Here is a 16,222-nt window from a genome sequence, read left to right as displayed (position 1 = left end):
GAGGTTCCTATTGATAGTACTTATTATAGTAGCCGCGGTGCTTGTTTTGAGTGCTGTGTCCTTTGGGCTGCTGGTATTCTACGCCAAGCGGAAAGACGAGCGCAAAACGGAAGCGGATGTCCTGCAGTTTCTGGCGGCTCATCCGGAGCTCGCCTCAATGTATGTCATGGAAAATGATCGGGTACTGATCGATTATCAGTCCGATGTCAAGCGGCCGCTGGCCAGCGTGCTCAAAATCATATTGGCCATAGAGTTGGCCGAACAGGCGGCGGAGGGGCGCATCGATATGAATGAAGCCGTGCCTCTTGATTCGCTTCGCCGCTTCTATATTCCGGGAACGGATGGAGGCGCGCACCCAAGCTGGCTGGACGCGCTGGGTCCTGCCGTAACCGCAGACGGCACGGTTTCCTTGATGGAAGCTGCCAAAGGCATGATCCACTACAGCTCCAATGCCAATACGGAATATTTCATGGAGAGGCTTGGCCTGGACAACATCAACGCCCGCATCCAAAAACTCGCCCTGTCCCGGCACGATCCGATATTTCCAGTCTCTTCGGCCATGCTGATGTACGGGTATATGACCAAATACGAGCATATGCCGCACAGGCAGGCGGAGCAAGCGATGAAAGGGTTGACGGACCAGGAATACGCCGCCAAAGCGCAGCTCATTTTCGATTGGATCCGGCAAAACCCGGAGTCGATTCCGTCGCTGCACGACCGCAGCACCCCTATACCGGTTCAGCGGATCTGGTCATCCAAACTGCCGGGCGCCACGGTCAAAGAATATGCCGTCCTGCTGCAAAACATCCAGAAAGGCGAATCGCTTTCCCCGGAAGCGGCCCGGATCGCCAGGGAGATCATGGAACGTAAGCCAAAGCCGGAATCCAGGTACATAACTATCGGGTCCAAGGGCGGCTCAAGCCTGAGCATTATGAATCAGACCTTATATTGCGAAGACAAACAAGGCAACCGGATTCAGCTGGCCCTGTTCATTCACGAACCCCAGGGGCTGGAAATCATGTGGCTGGGCAAGAAGCTGGACTTGTTTTTGCAAAAATACTTAACCGACGATCATTTTAAGCAGCAGGTCATCCAAACCCTTGGCGGCGCCGGTTAAGCAAAAAAAAGAGCAGGACTCCCCACGGAATCCTGCTTTGTTTACTTTATTTTATCCCTTCCTGGACTTCCTTCAGCATTTCCGGCATGGACAGCAGCCCGCCCCCGGAGAGGTACCAATAGTTCGCGTCAAGGTAAATGATCTTGCCGTTTCTGTAAGCGTTCGTTTTCTTCACCAGATCGTTTTCGACCAGTTTGGCGGCCGGTTCGGCCTGTTTGTCCTCCTCGGCAACAACGGCGTCGCGGTCTACAACGAACAGGTAATCCGGGTTTTTCTCGGCGACGTATTCGAAGGAGATGCTTTGACCGTGCGTCGAAGCTTCGATCGTGTCGTCCACCGCGGGCACGCCGAACACGTCATGAATCAAGCCGAACCGCGAGCCCGGACCATAAGCGCTCACTTTGCCGCCGGTCGTCAGGATGACGAGCCCTTTCTTACCGCCGGCCGCCGCCGTTTCTTTGACCGCTTGAATCGAATCGCTGATCGCCGCCAGCTCCTGCTCGGCTTCGGCTTCCTTGCCGAAAATCCGTCCCAGCGTTTTCACGTTCTCCGTAAACGATTCGAGGTAGTTTTTCGTATCGACGCCCATAAAGATCGTCGGGGCGATTTTGTTAAGCTCCTCGTACGCTTCCGAAGACCGGCCGGAAATGAAGATCACCCCGGGCTCAAGCGCGTTCAGCTTCTCGAAATCCGGCTCGAACAGCGTGCCGGCGTTCGTGTATTTGGCGTCTTCGTATTTTTTCAAATGCGCCGGCAAGTTCCCCTGCGGCACCGCCGCTGCCTCCACGCCCAGCTTATCCAGCGTTTCCAGTACGCCGTAGTCAAAAACGACGACATTGCCCGGGTTTTTCTTGACTTTGGCTTCCCCCAGCTGATGTTTGATCGACAGTTCCTCCGCCTCCGACCCAATTGCATCGGCGCTCGCCGGTTCGGCGGTATTCGTACTCCCCGCGCTGGCTCCGGCATTCGTCCCGGAGGCCGCATTGCCACCGTTCCCCGCCGCGCTTCCGCCTTGATTCGAGCCGCAAGCCGCGAGGATTGCCACCAAAAAGACCATCATCAACAACATTGAAATTTTCCGATTCATCGTTCATTCCCCCTCAAATATGTTCAAATGTGCTAAAGCCGGCCCGATGCCGAAGCCTTCGCACGTTAGCCCGCAAAATATACGCAAATCCGGTTTCCGCCGATGTTTTCGATCGGAATATCCATCTCGTACACTTCCCGCAAAACCGCGGGATCGATGATCTCATCCTTCATCCCTTCCCTGACCACGACCCCGTTTTTTAAAGCCACGATGTAATCGGAGTAGCAGGAGGCGAAATTGAGATCGTGGATCACCAGAACGACCGTTTTGCCGAGTTCATCCGTAAGCCGGCGCAGCACTTTCATGATCTGTACCGAATGTTTCATATCCAGGTTGTTGAGCGGCTCGTCGAGCAGCACGTATTCCGTGTCCTGGGCGATAACCATGGCGATAAAAGCCCGCTGCTTTTGTCCGCCGCTGAGTTCATCCAAATATTTGTGCTGCATCGGCGCCAGGTCCATATACTGAATCGCTTCGTCCACGTACCGTTGGTCCTCCTTCGTCAGCTTCCCTTGCGAATAAGGAAAACGCCCGAATGCCACCAGGTCGCGGACCGTAAGCCGCAGGTTGATATGATTGGACTGCTTTAAAATGGAGATTTTTTGCGCCAGCTCCCTGCTGTTCCAGCTGCCGATTTCCTTGCCGCTAATGATGATTTCGCCTTCGTCCTTGGCGATCAAACGGCTGACCATCGACATCAGCGTGCTTTTGCCGGCGCCGTTCGGGCCGATGAAAGACGTGATCTTTCCCTCCGCGATGTCGAGCGTTACGTTGTCGACCACTTTTTTGCCGCCGTATCGTTTGGATACTCCCCTGACCTTAATCACGACTTATTCTCCTTTAGCATTAAATAGATGAAGTAAACGCCGCCGATAAAGTTGATGATTACGCTTAGCGAGGTGGAGAACGTAAACACTCGTTCAACGAGCAGCTGTCCGCCGAGCAGGGCGATGAAGCTGATCAGGGAAGCGCCGAGGATCAACGTCTGGTGGCGGTAGGTGTCCAGAAACTGATAGGCGACGTTGGCGACCAGCAGGCCAAGGAACGTGATCGGCCCGACCAATGCCGTGGAGATCGAAATCAGGACCGCCACGACGATCAGCATTCTTTTGACGACAAATTCGTAACTGATTCCCAGATTCACCGCGTGATCGCGTCCCAAAGCAAGCACATCGAGATACTTGGAAAATCGGGCGAAGTACCACCCCACCAGCAGCACGCCGGCCAGCGAGATCATTAGCAGATCCGTATCCACGTTGTTGAAGCTGGCGAACATTTTATCCTGGATAACGAGAAATTCGTTCGGATCGATCAGCTTTTGCAGAAACGACGACAGACTGGAAAAAAACGTCCCAAACACTAAGCCGATCAGCAGCAGGTGGTAGATGTTGCGCCCTTCCTTTCGGAACAGCAGGCGGTACAGCAGCCCCGCGAACAGCACCATGAACCCGACCGCCAGCAGAAAGCGCAGGTTTTTGCTCATTAGCGTCAGCGCCGTTCCGCCAAACAGAAAAACAATGAACGTCTGCAGCAGCATATAAAGCGAATCCAGCCCGATGATGCTCGGCGTCAGAATCCGGTTGTTCGTAATCGTTTGAAACACTACGGTGGAAAAAGCAACCGCCGTTCCGGTAAGAAGGATCGCAAGCAGCTTTTTGCCGCGTCTCGGCAGTATGTAATCCCAATGTCCGCCCACGTCGATCGTCATAAACACGACCACGAGCAGAATGCCGATTCCGACGAGAATCGCAAGTTTCGTTTTATGGCTTAGGCTCATAGGCGTTTCTCCTCATCAGCAAATACAGGAAGATGCCGCTCCCGATCACCCCGACGGTTAGACCGATCGAAACCTCATACGGATAAATGATGACCCTTCCCAAAATGTCGCAAGCCAGCACAAAGACCGCCCCCAGCAACGCCGTGTGGGGCAGATTGTTTTTCAGGTTATCGCCCCGGTACATCGTAACGAGGTTCGGAATAATCAACCCGAGAAAAGGGATCGACCCTACCGTCAGCACGACGACCGAAGTCACCAGCGCCACCAGCATCAGACCGAGATTGACGACCCGCTTGTAATTCAGCCCCAAACCTACGGAAAATTCCTCGCCCATCCCGGCGACCGTAAATTTGTTAGCGTACCCATAAGCCGCCGCGACCAGCGGAACGCTGATGTACAGCAGCTCGTAACGCCCCTGCATGATCATCGAGAAATCGCCGTGCAGCCAGGCGGACATGCTTTGAATCAAATTGTATTTATAGGCAAAAAACGTCGTTGCCGAGCTGACGATTCCGCCAAACATCAAGCCGACCAGCGGAATGAAAATCGTATCCTTATATTTCACGCGATCCAGGATTTGCATAAAAATATAAGTGCCCGCGAGCGAGCAGACGAAGGCCACGGCGATTTTCGCCAGCGGCCCCGCCGCCGAAAACAGCAGCAGCGAGATCATGATTCCGAAGCTGGCGGAATCCATCGTGCCCGCCGTCGTCGGGGACACGAATTTGTTGCGGGTCAACTGCTGCATGATCAGCCCGACGATGCTCATGCTGACCCCGGCGATGATGATGCTGACGAGCCGGGGAATCCGGCTAATGCGGAAAATCTCCCACTGCTCGGCGTCCAGACGGAGCAGGCCCGGCAGGGAGATGCCCTTGACTCCGATAAACAAGGAGACCAGGGATAAGACAATCAACATTGCTGTTAAATATCTTGTTTTCATAATTCGTCCTTGCTTCCCTTCCTCTGGCCGGGAGGAAGTTCAAGTTTGACCACTGCCGGCAGGACATTTTTGATAATGATATTCATTATCAATTAAATTGAATTATATCGTCTCATTTTCCGGACTGTCAACCCTAACGTGATGAAAGGCACCCAAACGGGGCATAGTATCACGGGAAGCATATATCTTTAATAAAGGAGTCGACGCTAGCTATGGAAAATCTGCACGAATTCGTGGAAAAGGTGCATGATCAGCAGGAAAAGCAGGAGAAAAACAAACAGCGCGGCAAAGGCAACCCCGCCGGCCAACTGCCGACGAAACAGCACGGCACGCAGAAGTAAGAGTCTATGGTGTCAACCGGATCATAGGGGTAATTTGTCCCATTATAAAAGCCGCCCACAGTGCGCTGTGCAGCGGCTTTCTTGCTAAGCTTTGGAGGACGCGCCTTCCTTGCTTTATCATATTCCGACGATTCTGGAAATAACGTTAACATCATGGTAAATGAAGGCTTGAGAAAACGGCAAAATGAGTCTATTGAAGATCTCGGGTGACAACATAAAGGAAAAAAAGGGCGCTATTTCCGCGATATCCCCCATGTTGCGTGAAATAGAAGAATTTTATGGCGCTATTTTCATGATTTAGTGGCGAAAGGCCGACTTTCGACCTGCTCATCGAAAATAAGACCTTAAAGTTCCCCTATGGTGATGAATAGGCTCAAATTCGAAAAATAAGACCCTAAAGTTCCTCTATTTTATGGAGGACGATATTGAGCACATGACTAATATAGAACAAAGTGATCCATGGCCCCTGTCCGCAGATAAGCCATATTATTTCCGGATCATTCTACTAGTAAGCATTGTATCTGTAATTTTAAGCCGGATAATAACCGACCCGATCCCGCAATATATTCTCGATGATCCATGCTTTCCTTGTCCAATATTGATACGTCTTGCCGACCTCTCGCTGCCCTTCCTCGAAGCCAGGCTGCAACGCAGCTCCTTTATTAATTACCCGCAGCAGATTGTACGTAAGCTTACGCTCCTGCCTCACCAGTTGCAAAAGTACCGTTAAAAAATAGCTGTCCTTCTTTAGAAGCTCGGATGTTGATTGCTTAGCAGCAGCAAGAAATACCACTTCTTCAATAGGGATATCCCTTCTTTTTCCATCGTCCATCACATCATCCTTGAACACTTCCATGCCGCAAAAATAGCAATAAAACCTCGTGCCAACCGGCTCAACCGCTGAACCGCAGTAAACGCACGTCCTTCATCTTCTGTGCTCCCCTTTACAAAAAGACCAATTCTGGATTATCACTCAATTATTTGAAAAATATTTCAATTTCCCTTGAAAATTCAATACTAATTCCTTATAATGGAATAAGAAAAATTAATCTACCCCTTAATTTATCAGAATGGTGGTGATTAATCTTAACAATATCTCAAAAGACTATGATTTGACGTTGGGAATCTGTTTTTAAAAACAACCGTGTATAACCAAAAAAACCATTTCAAGGAGGAACAAGATGAAAAAGCTCGTATCGATTTTATTAGCTGTTCTTGTAGTCCCGCTGGTTATATCAACTCCCACCTCTTATGCTAAAAGTAATGTCGACGAAGGCTCCGTAACCGTTCAATCTATTGACGGTGGAGCTACCATCGAAGCTTCCATAAAGAGTAGTGATCCTAATGAATCCGTTCAAGCTGTTATTGAAGAAGAGCCGAACAATTATTCACTTAATCGCACATCAGATAATGGCTACATCACTAAGTCATACAAGGTTACCTACTATGTCCCAAGTAGCGAACAACCGTCTTCAGGGATTACGCCCCAATCTTCACAAGGAGGTTCAAAATCCGAAGTGGGGGCAACAGCAAGAATTACAGTTACCTATGACAAGAAGGGTGACCTTATTGATTTACAAACGGTATCCGGAGGATGGACTCCCGAAAGCTCGTTGTATTATATTACAGATCGAGAAGTGATCTATAGAGCAGACTCCATCACTGCAGGAAAAACGGTGAAAAAGAATCCTTCATCTAACACGTTTAACTATTCCCCTAATTGGGGATACGTTCAATATTATCCTAGCACCGCATACTCTGGTACAGGCGCAGACTCATGGGCAACCATACGGGTTAATGGAATGACTGCATATTATAATATTGAAGTGCATGTAAGAATTTAAAGAGCTACACACATAATTATGGGGGGATTGCAATGGACAACTGGGAAAAACAAGAAAAGGATAAGTTTGAAGAGTATAAACGCAAGCCCTTCATCAATTTTGCTGATTCGATGAATCGTGCTGAAATCGGTGATTGGAATGCCTTAGCAAAGGGCGGTTGTTTGACCACCATAATCATCATTGTAGGACTTCTTCTTTTCTTATACTTTAGATAGAGCTTGTGGTTCCCCCATGCAACAGCCATGATTCAAATGGATCATGGCTGTATTCATTTCTAAGCAAACTATACGGCTCAAAAATAGTTAATGATCAGCGCTTTCATTATCTGTTAAAATAAAGGGGCGAGCAACCCGGCAAAAGTTTCTCGCCCCTAAGTCGATTGTTTAGGCAATCGGCTTTTTTATGTTCCGTTCATGAAGTTGGTAATACTGGTTGATGAGTTCATCAATGATCATAGATTGATGAATCATGCAGGGATGTCCAAACTGTTACCGATTGCTCATTTTGAGCAATCGGCGTCTGTAAGCTCGTAAATTTGGATTTTTGGCTCCGAAGATCGATACAAAAAAAGAGATAGCACCTTCTAATCAAAGGCCTACCTCTTTTTGTTTCAACCCGGCAAAAGCTGTTTTCAAGCCAGAGGTGATCCTTAGTTCTTGTCGTTTCCGCTAATATACTCATCCAGCGGCCCCACGCCCGTCGTGCTGTGGTTTTTGATTTGGGCGAGGCGTCCGTTGCGGCGTTCTCCGCCGTCTCCGGTCGTATCATTTTGCCCGTTGCTGCTGCCGTTGCCGGCTTGCCGCCCGCGGTTTTTCTCGTTTGCCAAGTGAGTACCCTCCTATTCATCCGAATTACTCGTTTCTAGCGTTAGCGTGTCTTTTATTGGCTGTTTTTATACTCTGACTGGACCTAAGTCCAGTTCACAACTTCCCCAGAGTCCGAAGAACCGGGCGGCGATTTTATTGTATGCTGTAGATAATGAATACATAGGCAAAGGAGACCTTGGTATGAATTTGAATAAAAAATCATTAATCGGACCGGCGCTTGTGCTGATCGGCATTTGTCTGCTCTTTTTCCGCAAGGAAGCGGTCAGCGCGGGCACGATCTTCGGCCAGTTCTGGCCAACCCTGTTCGTCATTCCGGTCGGGCTGTTTTTCCACTGGATGTACTTCTCGATGACGGACCGGAGAGCAACGGGGCTGCTTATTCCCGGCGGCATTTTGTTCACGGCAGGCCTCGTCTGCCAGCTCGCCACTCTCTTCGACAGCTGGCAATACCTGTGGCCCGGCTTCATTTTGGCTCCGGCCGTCGGCCTGTTCGAGTTCTACTGGTTCAGCGACCGCAACAGATATCTGCTCATTCCGATCAACATTTTGACCGTGCTGTCGCTGCTGTTTTTTGCCGTCTTTTCGCTCGGCAACTTGTATAACCGCCTGATCTTCGGCCAACCGGTGCTGGCGATCGCGCTCATCGCCATCGGCGCCGGCGTGATGCTCGCCCCAAAAAGACGGCTGTAAACAAAAGCTGATCTGCTTTCCGTACAGGACGCTTCTTCCGAATCACTCGGGGGAAGCGTTTGTTCGCTTTCGGCGGTACTAGTAGACGATTCTGGAAATAACGTTAGCATGATGGAAGGGCGCTATTTCAGCGATATCCCCCATGTTGCGTGAAATAGAGGAATTTTATGGCGCTATTTTCACGATTTAGTAGCGAAAGGCCGCCTTTCGGATGGCGTAAAATAAGTTGTGTAAGGACGGGTTAGTCTATCAAACGACAAAAAAGTAGGGTATGCTTGGGATTGTCGAAGTCACCAAGGAGGAACCCTACTCAATGACAACTATACAACAAAACTCGTTCGCAGAACAACTCGAAAATACAATGCAAAGTTTTCTAAAAGAAAAAATTGAAACTCTTTTAAAGGAGGAAATTAAAAATTACTTACAAGTAGAGCACCCGGAAGTGGCAAACAGCCGCAACGGATATTACAGCAGGAGCTGGGAAACCCGGCACGGAGTGATTCCGGATCTGCAAGTGCCGCGGGATCGCCAAGGCGACTTTCAGACGGAATTGTTCGCGCCTTACCAGCGGCGGGAAGCTTGGCTAGAGGACACGGTCATTCACATGTACAAGGGTGGGATGAGCACAAGAGACATCGCCACCTTCATCGAAAAAATGTTTGGCGCCCAGTACTCGCCAACGACCGTGAGCAACATCACGAGCACGGTGCTGGAAGACGTTGCGGCCTGGCAGGCTCGACCGCTGGCCAAGCGTTATGCGGTCATCTATCTGGACGGGATGTACGTGAAGCTCAAGCGTCAGTCCGTCGCCAGCGAAGTCATCTATATTGCCATGGGTGTCGATGAGGCCGGACACCGTGAGATCCTTAGCTTCAGCATTGGCGGCAAAGAAAGCGCCAACGGGTGGCGGGATGTCCTGCGAGACCTCTACAAACGTGGCGCGCACGAGGTGCTGCTGGGCGTATTCGATGGCTTAGCGGGACTGGAGGAGGCCTTCCGGGAAACGTATCCGCAGGCCGGTGTCCAGCGTTGCATCACTCATAAAATGCGTAACACGCTACCGAAAATCCGCGATAAGGACAAAGCGGATTTCGTGACGGACATGAAGACGATTTACAACGCCATGGATCGCGATGTCGCCATGGCCAACTTCGACCTCGTGCAAGCCAAGTGGGGCAAGATCTATCCGAAGGAGCTCGCGTCGTGGGAGAACGAGTTACCGGTCCTCCTTCGCTTTTACGATTTCCCAACGATGATCCACTATGCCATTTACACCTCGAACCCCATCGAGCGAACAAACAAGGAAATCCGCAAGCGGCTGCGGCCCATGAACAGTTTGACGAACATGGATGCAGCGGAGAAAATTATTTATCTGGAGGCTCTCTCCTATAACGAACGCTGGAGCAGCCGGGTGTTGCGTGGATTCGCGGATGCAAAAACCCAGCAAGCGCTCAAAAAAATGTTTGACGAAAAATATCCCCAGGCCTGAACCGATGCAGTCGCGTTAGCCAGGCGTGGCACACGAAGCACAGATAACAAGGACACTTTGACAACTGGAAATGAAAGGGAAATTTTTCAGGGGGGGGATCCCCCTGAAGCTTGAAAACCAATGATATCCATTGTCCCAATGGATACCCTACTTCAAACCCTAAAAGATATTTACACAAAACTCTTGACGCTACCGCCTTTCGACCGTTCATCGAAATATAAGGCCCAAAAGTTCCTCTATTTTATGGGGGACGATACTGAGTACAAGACTAATCATAGAACAAAGTGATCCATGGCCCCTGTCCGCAGATAAGCCATATTATTTCCGGATCATTCTACTAGGGCCGTTTGCCATTGGCACAAAGCTTACGCAACAATGCTTCAGGTATTACCTATACCTACCGGACGCGTTCGGTTTCGTTCCGCCTGTCACCGTAAAACCGGTAAGCGCCCGTTGTTCCCCGCTTGGCGTCATACATCGTGGCGTCCGCCTGCCGGAGCATCTCCTCCAGGCTGCTGCCGCCGTCCGGGGAGAAGCTGACGCCGACGCTGGCCGAGATGCCGAGCCGAACGCCCCGGTACTCGCAGCCTTCGGACAGGTTGGCCAGAATCCGCTCCACCACTTTCAAGACGCCATCGGTGTCCAGATGGGTCAGCAGGATGACAAATTCATCGCCGCCCATACGGCAAACCATATCGTTTTCCCGGATCAGGGAGGACAATTTGACGGCAATTTCCTTCAACAGATGATCTCCGGCCTCATGTCCGTATGTATCATTAACGTCCTTGAAATTGTTCAGATCAAGGAACAGCAGCGCCAGGGGATAGTCCCCTTTGCTCACGCATTCCGCAAACTTCTCCCCGAACTTTGTCCGGTTGGGCAGGCCGGTAAGTTCATCATGGTACGCCAGATAATGAACCGTTTCCTCCAGCTGTTTCCGGTCCGTAACTTCGATAATGATCCCCTCCAGACGAACGAGATGGCCCATGGCATTAAAATAAGGCGTGCCCCGGCTTTGAATCCATCTCACCTCGCCGTCCGGCCGCAGAATCCGGCATTCCTTCACCGAGCTTGTCCGGCCGAGAATCATTTCCTGTTGGGACTCGAAAAACATGTGCTGATCCTCCGGATGAATCATATCCGTGATCCGCTCCGGGGACTGCTCAAATAAGCTAGCGGGATACCCGGTTATCTGCTCAAATCCGTCGGAAACCGTCAGCTTCATCTCGCCAAAATCATAGGTCCAAATGCCGACGGAGACGCTTTCAAGGATCGCCTTGAGCCGCCCTTCGCTGTGCTCCGCCCGATCTGACAATTTTCTGGTAATCATGGTAGTAATAAGGGAAAACGTCAGAATGAGCACTCCGTATGCGGCGATGTAAGCCGTATCGGACAGGTTGGTGCTTTCGGCAAACATCGTATTTTGCAGCTTGTAGAAGAAGTACACCCCCGAGGACAAATAAAGCGCGCCCGCCAGCGACACGGCCGTGTAATTTTGATAAAACAGGCTCAGCAGCGGCAGCAGTCCAAGAAAGATATAACTAGTAAAAGAACGCTCGTTCCATATTACAACGAAAAGATAGATAAACAGCAGAAAGATCGCAAGCAGCATCGTGGCCGTCGGCCAGCGCCCGTTCCAAACGAAGCCGGCCAAAATGAGCAGCAGGACGAAGCCAAGCAGCGGCTGAACCGCCATGGCGTTCCGGTTGATCAATATGTTCATGAACAGGCCTGCCGCAAAGAAACAACCCAGCAGCACCAGCATCCATACGTTTTTTTGATGAATCAGTTTGGCATCTCTACTCATTTCTACCACCTTTTTGCTTTGCAGTCAGCAGCAGACTTCGCTGGGAATTTCGCGTGGGTATAAAGAACTATGCCTAAGGAATTATTATACTACAAAGTATAAAATGTGGAATACGTTAATTTTATGCAGCGGCATCGCGTTTCCGTTTTTAATCGAGAAGAACTAAAAAAACGCGGGTCCAGAGTGTTAAGATTCCCCGCAACCCGCGTCATGAGTTTTTGTTCCTAAGGGATAAACTGTTGAACGATCCGCACCACTTGCCCGCCTTCAATGGTAAGGTGGTACGGAAACCGGCTTAAATCGATCAAATCGTTGTCGCCAAACAGCCGGCCGAACTTCTCCAGGCTTACCGGCTCGTTCCATTTGACTTGAATGTCCTCGATCCGCCCGGTGCGATCGTAAATCTGCATCAGCACTTCGGCATTTTTCGCTACCGGATACTCCACCGTCTCTTTGACGTCATTCACGATGTAGTAACCGTCCGGCGGTCCGTCAATCCCCGCGTCCGGCTCATGCTCGGCGAACGCGGCTGCCGCCTCTTCCCCCTCGTACCAAAGAATCGGATCTGCGGCGAGGGTACCGCCCCGGGGGCCCAGTTCGAGCCGGTTCACATACACGGTAACCGTATGAGGGCCCTGCATGGGTCCGGAAATTGCCTGCGTTCCGGGCACCAAGGAACCGGATGCGGCAAACGGGGGCAACGCAACGATCAACAACAAAGGAAGCACTGCTACAAACCAATTTCTCATGTTTCGGGTCCGCCTTTCCCTGTCAGCACAAATTCAGCATTCAAGCTTACTAATATGCCTTACACGTTCATTATATGACGGCTGCTGCGAAAAAGGGTCACAGCAAAGTTAAAACGGGTTACAAATTGTTTAAAGTGCGCGTATGCAGCCTCTTAAACGCAAAAAGCTGCCCGCAGGACCATTCTAAGATGATCCCGCGGGCAGATCTGGGTAAACCGGCGTGAAGCCAAGGATTAAGAGCCTTGCTTCGCCCCGGAACCGTGTGCTTCCGCCGGCGCTTGTGTCCGGCGCAAAAACAAACCGAGAATGAGGGCGATGACGCCGACAAACATCGAGATGGTAAAAGCGCTGTGCAGGCCGCTGACCAAAGCCTGGGCCAGCTCCCCCGGGTCCTTCGGATTGGCGGAAGAAGCCAGATAACGGGCCTGGCCGGAGGAATAGATGCTGATGAACAGCGCCGTACCGATCGCCCCGGATACCTGCTGGAGCGTGTTCATGATCGCGGTTCCGTGCGGATACAGCTGGCGCGGCAGCTGGTTTAGTCCGGTCGTTTGGCCCGGCATCATCACCAGCGAGATGCCGACGAGCAGCGCGATGTGCAGACCAATGACGACCCCGGTAGGAGTGGTCGTTTCCAGCCCGCGCATAAACCAAAGCGTAATGATGACGATGAGCAGCCCCGGCGTGATCAGCGCGCGCGGCCCGAATTTATCGAACAGCCTGCCCGCCACCGGAGACATCAGGCCATTAATCACCCCGCCCGGCAGCAGCACCAGCCCGGCGACAAACGGCGCGAGCAGCAGCGCTCCCTGCAGATACATCGGCAGCAGGATCAGCGTGGAGAACAGCGTCATCATCATCACCGTCAGCAGCGTGGCGGACAACGCGAACATCGGATATTTAAAGACGCGGACATCGAGCGTCGGCTCGGCGACGACCAGCTGGCGCCATACAAATAAGGCAAGTGCCACGAATCCGACAATCAGGCAGATGTAGACGATAGGGCTCGACCAGCCTTCGCCTTCCCCGGCGTGGCTGAAGCCGTAAACGATACCGCCGAAGCCGGCCGTAGACAGCAGAATGGAAATCAGATCCACCCGCGGCTTCGTGGGCTCGGAAACATTCCGCAGATAAACGGCCCCAAACAGGATGGAAAACAGGGCCAGCGGCACGACCAAAAAGAACAGCCAGCGCCAGTTCAGGGCGTCCAGAATCAGGCCGGACAGCGTCGGACCGATCGCCGGGCCGAACATGATGACGAGACCGATGGTGCCCATGGCCGCTCCTCTTTTTTCGGGAGGGTAAATCGTCAGGATCGTGTTCATCATCACCGGCAGCAGCAGGCCCGTACCAATGGCCTGAATCACCCGCCCGAACAGCAGCATCCCGAAATTCGGGGAAATCCCGCAAACGACGGTACCGATTAGAAACAAAATCATTGCGGACAAAAACATTTGCCTCGTCGTAAACCACTGAATCAACAGCGCCGTAATCGGCACGAGGATCCCGATCACCAGCATATATGAGGTCGACAGCCATTGTATCGTAGAAGCTCCAACCCCGAGCTCATGCATTAAATCCGTATAAGCCACGTTCAGAAGGGTTTCATTCAAAATGGACACAAAGGCCCCGATGATCAAGGCGATCGTTATCGGCAGCCGCCTAATCCCTTCTACACTGGCCTCCTTGACAGCGCTAAGCGTTGTTGTATTCATTTTTTTCGGTTACCTCCATACTATCCGGAATTGGATTGTTCTCTTTTTATTTTTTATATATAAACAAGGAGGGTCCAAGATCATTTGTATGTTTCCAGGGCCTTCCTTGGGGTGTGAGCGCCTTTCATCTTTTGTTGAAACCGTTTTTCTAGACCGTTCTATATATAAAATTTAAAGTATTACCAATGCATTTGTCACTGTCCTTTTTTAGCCAATCCATTACACCTTTCGTTCATTACGCCTGGAGCAGGCGCGGCACCAGTTTGGCAGCCGTTCGTAGCGGGGCGCTGTCCCGCTGGGTCATGCACATGATCATGGAGCCTTCGATCAGCGCATTGATCGACACGGCGATCTCCTTCGCTTCTTCAGGAGCGTATCCGCAGGCGACGAATTTGTTTTCAAATTCGGCAATCCAGGCGTTATATACGCCGCAGCAGGCTTTCCGGATGTTCTCGTTGCTTCCCGCCGTTTCATGGGCGATGACGCCAAGCGGAATGCCGAGCTCCGCGTTCTTGCGATCGACCTGTTCGGCAAGCACCATAAGCAGCTCCTGAACCGCTTGGGTGGCATCCGCCTTCGAATCCAGAACCGAACGCAGGTTGGCCAGCGTAACGTTTTTTGTATGGCTTACGGCTTCGCAGGCAAGCTGTTCCTTGCCCTCCGGGAAGTGGTAATAGAGCGATCCTTTGGGTGTGCCGCTCAGCTGCGTGATCTGATTCAGCCCGGTGGCGTTATATCCCTGGTTCTGCAGCAGTTTTGCCGTCGTTTCGATCAGTATTTGACGGGTGTGATTGCGGGTAGACATCCAACATCATGTACCTTTCATTCTAAGATTAGACCAATCGGTCTACATCATAAACGATAACCGAGGGGAGTGTCAACTCCCCAATGGCAGGTACATTTCATATTGACGCAAACTTTCCCGGACAAACCCGGTCCGCTCCAAAAAACCTTCCAGCAGCGCATTGCTCGGGGTGGACGCGGTTAATTTGGCGATCCCCAGCTCATCGCGGGCGGCGGCCAGCAAGCAGGTGGCGATCCCTCTGCCGCGATAACGGCGATCCACCAGCAGCATGCTGATTTTGCCGGACACGTTTACGCTCAGGCACCCCGCCAGCTCATCGTTTTGACTGATGCCGAAGTACGCGTTTCCCTCGCTAAGCTGCTGGTATTCCAGGTCATTTTGCCAGTTCACGTGAAAATATCTGCGCGCGTCAACCGCCTCGGAAAACTCCTCAAACGCCAGCCGCCGCAAGCGGCAGCCCTCCGGGACCGGCGGAGAGCCAAGCCTGGCCGCATCGGTCAGCGTATAATAGTGCTGGTCGTAAACTTTACGGTACCCCCGTTTTTGGTAAAAAGAGATTGCCCTGTCGTTCCCGACGATGACTTCAAGAAAAAGCTGGCGGCACCCCGCCTTTTCCGCCTCCTCGCGGTGCAGGTCCATCAGCTTGCCGCTTACGCCTGTCCCCCGGTATTCCGGGCTTACGGCCAGCGCCCCGCAGCGCATCGTTTTGATCGATTCGTACATTTTGACGCCGCCCAGAACGATCCCAACGGCCTTCTCCCCGTCCAGCGCGACGAAGGAATGCTCTCTCCGGTTCCCCTCCGGGCCAAAAAATTTGGCCGCAAAGCCGGGTTCGTCCAGCTTGAATTGAATAATATAGTCCGAAAAACCGCGCCGAAAAGCGGCGAACAATACATCCGTCCCCACTTCGGAGCCTCTGGCATAACGAAGCATTTCACACCTCCGAAAATCTACTCTCCATACACGCGCGGGCCTGCTATTTGCCTAAACAAAAGACAGCCGATCGTTCGACTGCCTTTTGCATATTATGA

Annotated in this window: 17 protein-coding genes; 6 read left to right on the top strand and 11 right to left on the bottom strand. The window is 51.6% G+C overall.

Features of this window, described 5'->3' with window-relative positions:
* Positions 1-10: 10 nt before the first annotated feature.
* Positions 11-1,117: a serine hydrolase gene (locus NYE74_RS06070; RefSeq protein ID WP_127463483.1), complete on the top strand. Its 1,107-nt coding sequence runs from the start codon at positions 11-13 to the stop codon at positions 1,115-1,117.
* 46 nt (positions 1,118-1,163) lie between these two features.
* Here the strand turns inward: NYE74_RS06070 and NYE74_RS06065 are convergent, their stop codons facing one another.
* The 4 genes from NYE74_RS06065 to NYE74_RS06050 form a co-directional block, all read right to left on the bottom strand.
* Positions 1,164-2,204, bottom strand: coding sequence for a siderophore ABC transporter substrate-binding protein (locus tag NYE74_RS06065; RefSeq protein WP_036619094.1), 1,041 nt, complete (start codon positions 2,202-2,204; stop codon positions 1,164-1,166).
* Positions 2,205-2,269: 65 nt separating this feature from the next.
* Positions 2,270-3,031 carry an iron ABC transporter ATP-binding protein gene (locus NYE74_RS06060; protein WP_036619092.1) on the bottom strand — a complete coding sequence of 254 codons (762 nt, stop codon included), beginning with the start codon at positions 3,029-3,031 and terminating at the stop codon, positions 2,270-2,272.
* Positions 3,028-3,981: an iron chelate uptake ABC transporter family permease subunit gene (locus tag NYE74_RS06055; RefSeq protein ID WP_036619090.1), complete on the bottom strand. Its 954-nt coding sequence runs from the start codon at positions 3,979-3,981 to the stop codon at positions 3,028-3,030. Before NYE74_RS06055 ends, NYE74_RS06060 begins: the two co-directional genes overlap by 4 nt.
* Positions 3,965-4,924 (bottom strand): ABC transporter permease, encoded by a 960-nt coding sequence (locus NYE74_RS06050; protein WP_124332422.1) that lies wholly within the window; start codon positions 4,922-4,924, stop codon positions 3,965-3,967. The genes NYE74_RS06055 and NYE74_RS06050 overlap by 17 nt, the downstream gene beginning before the upstream one ends.
* A gap of 212 nt (positions 4,925-5,136) precedes the next feature.
* Between NYE74_RS06050 and NYE74_RS06045 the strand changes: the two genes are divergently transcribed.
* On the top strand, positions 5,137-5,265 hold the full coding sequence (locus tag NYE74_RS06045) for a DUF4023 family protein (RefSeq protein WP_036619087.1): 129 nt from the start codon (positions 5,137-5,139) through the stop codon (positions 5,263-5,265).
* Positions 5,266-5,794: 529 nt separating this feature from the next.
* Here the strand turns inward: NYE74_RS06045 and NYE74_RS06040 are convergent.
* Positions 5,795-6,097, bottom strand: a complete 303-nt coding sequence (locus NYE74_RS06040) for a hypothetical protein (RefSeq protein WP_124332421.1) — start codon at positions 6,095-6,097, stop codon at positions 5,795-5,797.
* A gap of 349 nt (positions 6,098-6,446) precedes the next feature.
* Here NYE74_RS06040 and NYE74_RS06035 point away from each other — a divergent pair, with 349 nt between their 5' ends.
* Both NYE74_RS06035 and NYE74_RS06030 read left to right on the top strand, forming a co-directional pair.
* Positions 6,447-7,109: a hypothetical protein gene (locus NYE74_RS06035; RefSeq protein WP_124332420.1), complete on the top strand. Its 663-nt coding sequence runs from the start codon at positions 6,447-6,449 to the stop codon at positions 7,107-7,109.
* 32 nt (positions 7,110-7,141) lie between these two features.
* Positions 7,142-7,324: a hypothetical protein gene (locus NYE74_RS06030; protein WP_124332419.1), complete on the top strand. Its 183-nt coding sequence runs from the start codon at positions 7,142-7,144 to the stop codon at positions 7,322-7,324.
* Positions 7,325-7,758: 434 nt separating this feature from the next.
* Here the strand turns inward: NYE74_RS06030 and NYE74_RS06025 are convergent, their stop codons facing one another.
* Positions 7,759-7,935: a hypothetical protein gene (locus NYE74_RS06025; RefSeq protein ID WP_164815302.1), complete on the bottom strand. Its 177-nt coding sequence runs from the start codon at positions 7,933-7,935 to the stop codon at positions 7,759-7,761.
* A gap of 181 nt (positions 7,936-8,116) precedes the next feature.
* Between NYE74_RS06025 and NYE74_RS06020 the strand changes: the two genes are divergently transcribed.
* On the top strand, positions 8,117-8,626 hold the full coding sequence (locus NYE74_RS06020) for a hypothetical protein (protein ID WP_328271854.1): 510 nt from the start codon (positions 8,117-8,119) through the stop codon (positions 8,624-8,626).
* Positions 8,627-8,939: 313 nt separating this feature from the next.
* The gene (locus NYE74_RS06015; RefSeq protein ID WP_316561863.1) at positions 8,940-10,115 is read left to right on the top strand and encodes an IS256 family transposase; all 1,176 of its coding nucleotides are present in this window, start codon (positions 8,940-8,942) and stop codon (positions 10,113-10,115) included.
* Positions 10,116-10,512: 397 nt separating this feature from the next.
* Here the strand turns inward: NYE74_RS06015 and NYE74_RS06010 are convergent, their stop codons facing one another.
* The 5 genes from NYE74_RS06010 to NYE74_RS05990 all read right to left on the bottom strand — a co-directional run bounded on the left by NYE74_RS06010 (position 10,513) and on the right by NYE74_RS05990 (position 16,124).
* The gene (locus NYE74_RS06010; RefSeq protein WP_328273177.1) at positions 10,513-11,922 is read right to left on the bottom strand and encodes a sensor domain-containing diguanylate cyclase; all 1,410 of its coding nucleotides are present in this window, start codon (positions 11,920-11,922) and stop codon (positions 10,513-10,515) included.
* 224 nt (positions 11,923-12,146) lie between these two features.
* Positions 12,147-12,671 carry a hypothetical protein gene (locus tag NYE74_RS06005; protein WP_341004639.1) on the bottom strand — a complete coding sequence of 175 codons (525 nt, stop codon included), beginning with the start codon at positions 12,669-12,671 and terminating at the stop codon, positions 12,147-12,149.
* Positions 12,672-12,904: 233 nt separating this feature from the next.
* Positions 12,905-14,386, bottom strand: coding sequence for an MDR family MFS transporter (locus NYE74_RS06000; protein ID WP_341004637.1), 1,482 nt, complete (start codon positions 14,384-14,386; stop codon positions 12,905-12,907).
* 235 nt (positions 14,387-14,621) lie between these two features.
* Positions 14,622-15,191 (bottom strand): TetR/AcrR family transcriptional regulator, encoded by a 570-nt coding sequence (locus tag NYE74_RS05995; protein WP_036619081.1) that lies wholly within the window; start codon positions 15,189-15,191, stop codon positions 14,622-14,624.
* Between the two features lie 72 nt (positions 15,192-15,263).
* Positions 15,264-16,124, bottom strand: coding sequence for a GNAT family N-acetyltransferase (locus tag NYE74_RS05990; protein WP_213509690.1), 861 nt, complete (start codon positions 16,122-16,124; stop codon positions 15,264-15,266).
* Between the last annotated feature and the right edge of the window lie 98 nt (positions 16,125-16,222).

The sequence above is a fragment of the Paenibacillus sp. FSL P4-0127 genome (assembly GCF_038007325.1).
In the GTDB taxonomy this organism is placed as follows: Bacteria; Bacillota; Bacilli; order Paenibacillales; family Paenibacillaceae; genus Fontibacillus; species Fontibacillus macerans.
This window is presented reverse-complemented; position numbering and strand designations above follow the sequence as displayed.

Coding starts and splice junctions, on each gene's coding strand:
- NYE74_RS06065 (WP_036619094.1), bottom strand. CDS start 2,204: ATGAATCGGAAAATTTCAATGTTGTTGATGATGGTCTTTTTGGTGGCA.
- NYE74_RS06055 (WP_036619090.1), bottom strand. CDS start 3,981: ATGAGCCTAAGCCATAAAACGAAACTTGCGATTCTCGTCGGAATCGGC.
- NYE74_RS06050 (WP_124332422.1), bottom strand. CDS start 4,924: ATGAAAACAAGATATTTAACAGCAATGTTGATTGTCTTATCCCTGGTC.
- NYE74_RS06045 (WP_036619087.1), top strand. CDS start 5,137: ATGGAAAATCTGCACGAATTCGTGGAAAAGGTGCATGATCAGCAGGAA.
- NYE74_RS06040 (WP_124332421.1), bottom strand. CDS start 6,097: ATGGACGATGGAAAAAGAAGGGATATCCCTATTGAAGAAGTGGTATTT.
- NYE74_RS06035 (WP_124332420.1), top strand. CDS start 6,447: ATGAAAAAGCTCGTATCGATTTTATTAGCTGTTCTTGTAGTCCCGCTG.
- NYE74_RS06030 (WP_124332419.1), top strand. CDS start 7,142: ATGGACAACTGGGAAAAACAAGAAAAGGATAAGTTTGAAGAGTATAAA.
- NYE74_RS06020 (WP_328271854.1), top strand. CDS start 8,117: ATGAATTTGAATAAAAAATCATTAATCGGACCGGCGCTTGTGCTGATC.
- NYE74_RS06015 (WP_316561863.1), top strand. CDS start 8,940: ATGACAACTATACAACAAAACTCGTTCGCAGAACAACTCGAAAATACA.
- NYE74_RS06010 (WP_328273177.1), bottom strand. CDS start 11,922: ATGAGTAGAGATGCCAAACTGATTCATCAAAAAAACGTATGGATGCTG.
- NYE74_RS06005 (WP_341004639.1), bottom strand. CDS start 12,671: ATGAGAAATTGGTTTGTAGCAGTGCTTCCTTTGTTGTTGATCGTTGCG.
- NYE74_RS06000 (WP_341004637.1), bottom strand. CDS start 14,386: ATGAATACAACAACGCTTAGCGCTGTCAAGGAGGCCAGTGTAGAAGGG.
- NYE74_RS05995 (WP_036619081.1), bottom strand. CDS start 15,191: ATGTCTACCCGCAATCACACCCGTCAAATACTGATCGAAACGACGGCA.
- NYE74_RS05990 (WP_213509690.1), bottom strand. CDS start 16,124: ATGCTTCGTTATGCCAGAGGCTCCGAAGTGGGGACGGATGTATTGTTC.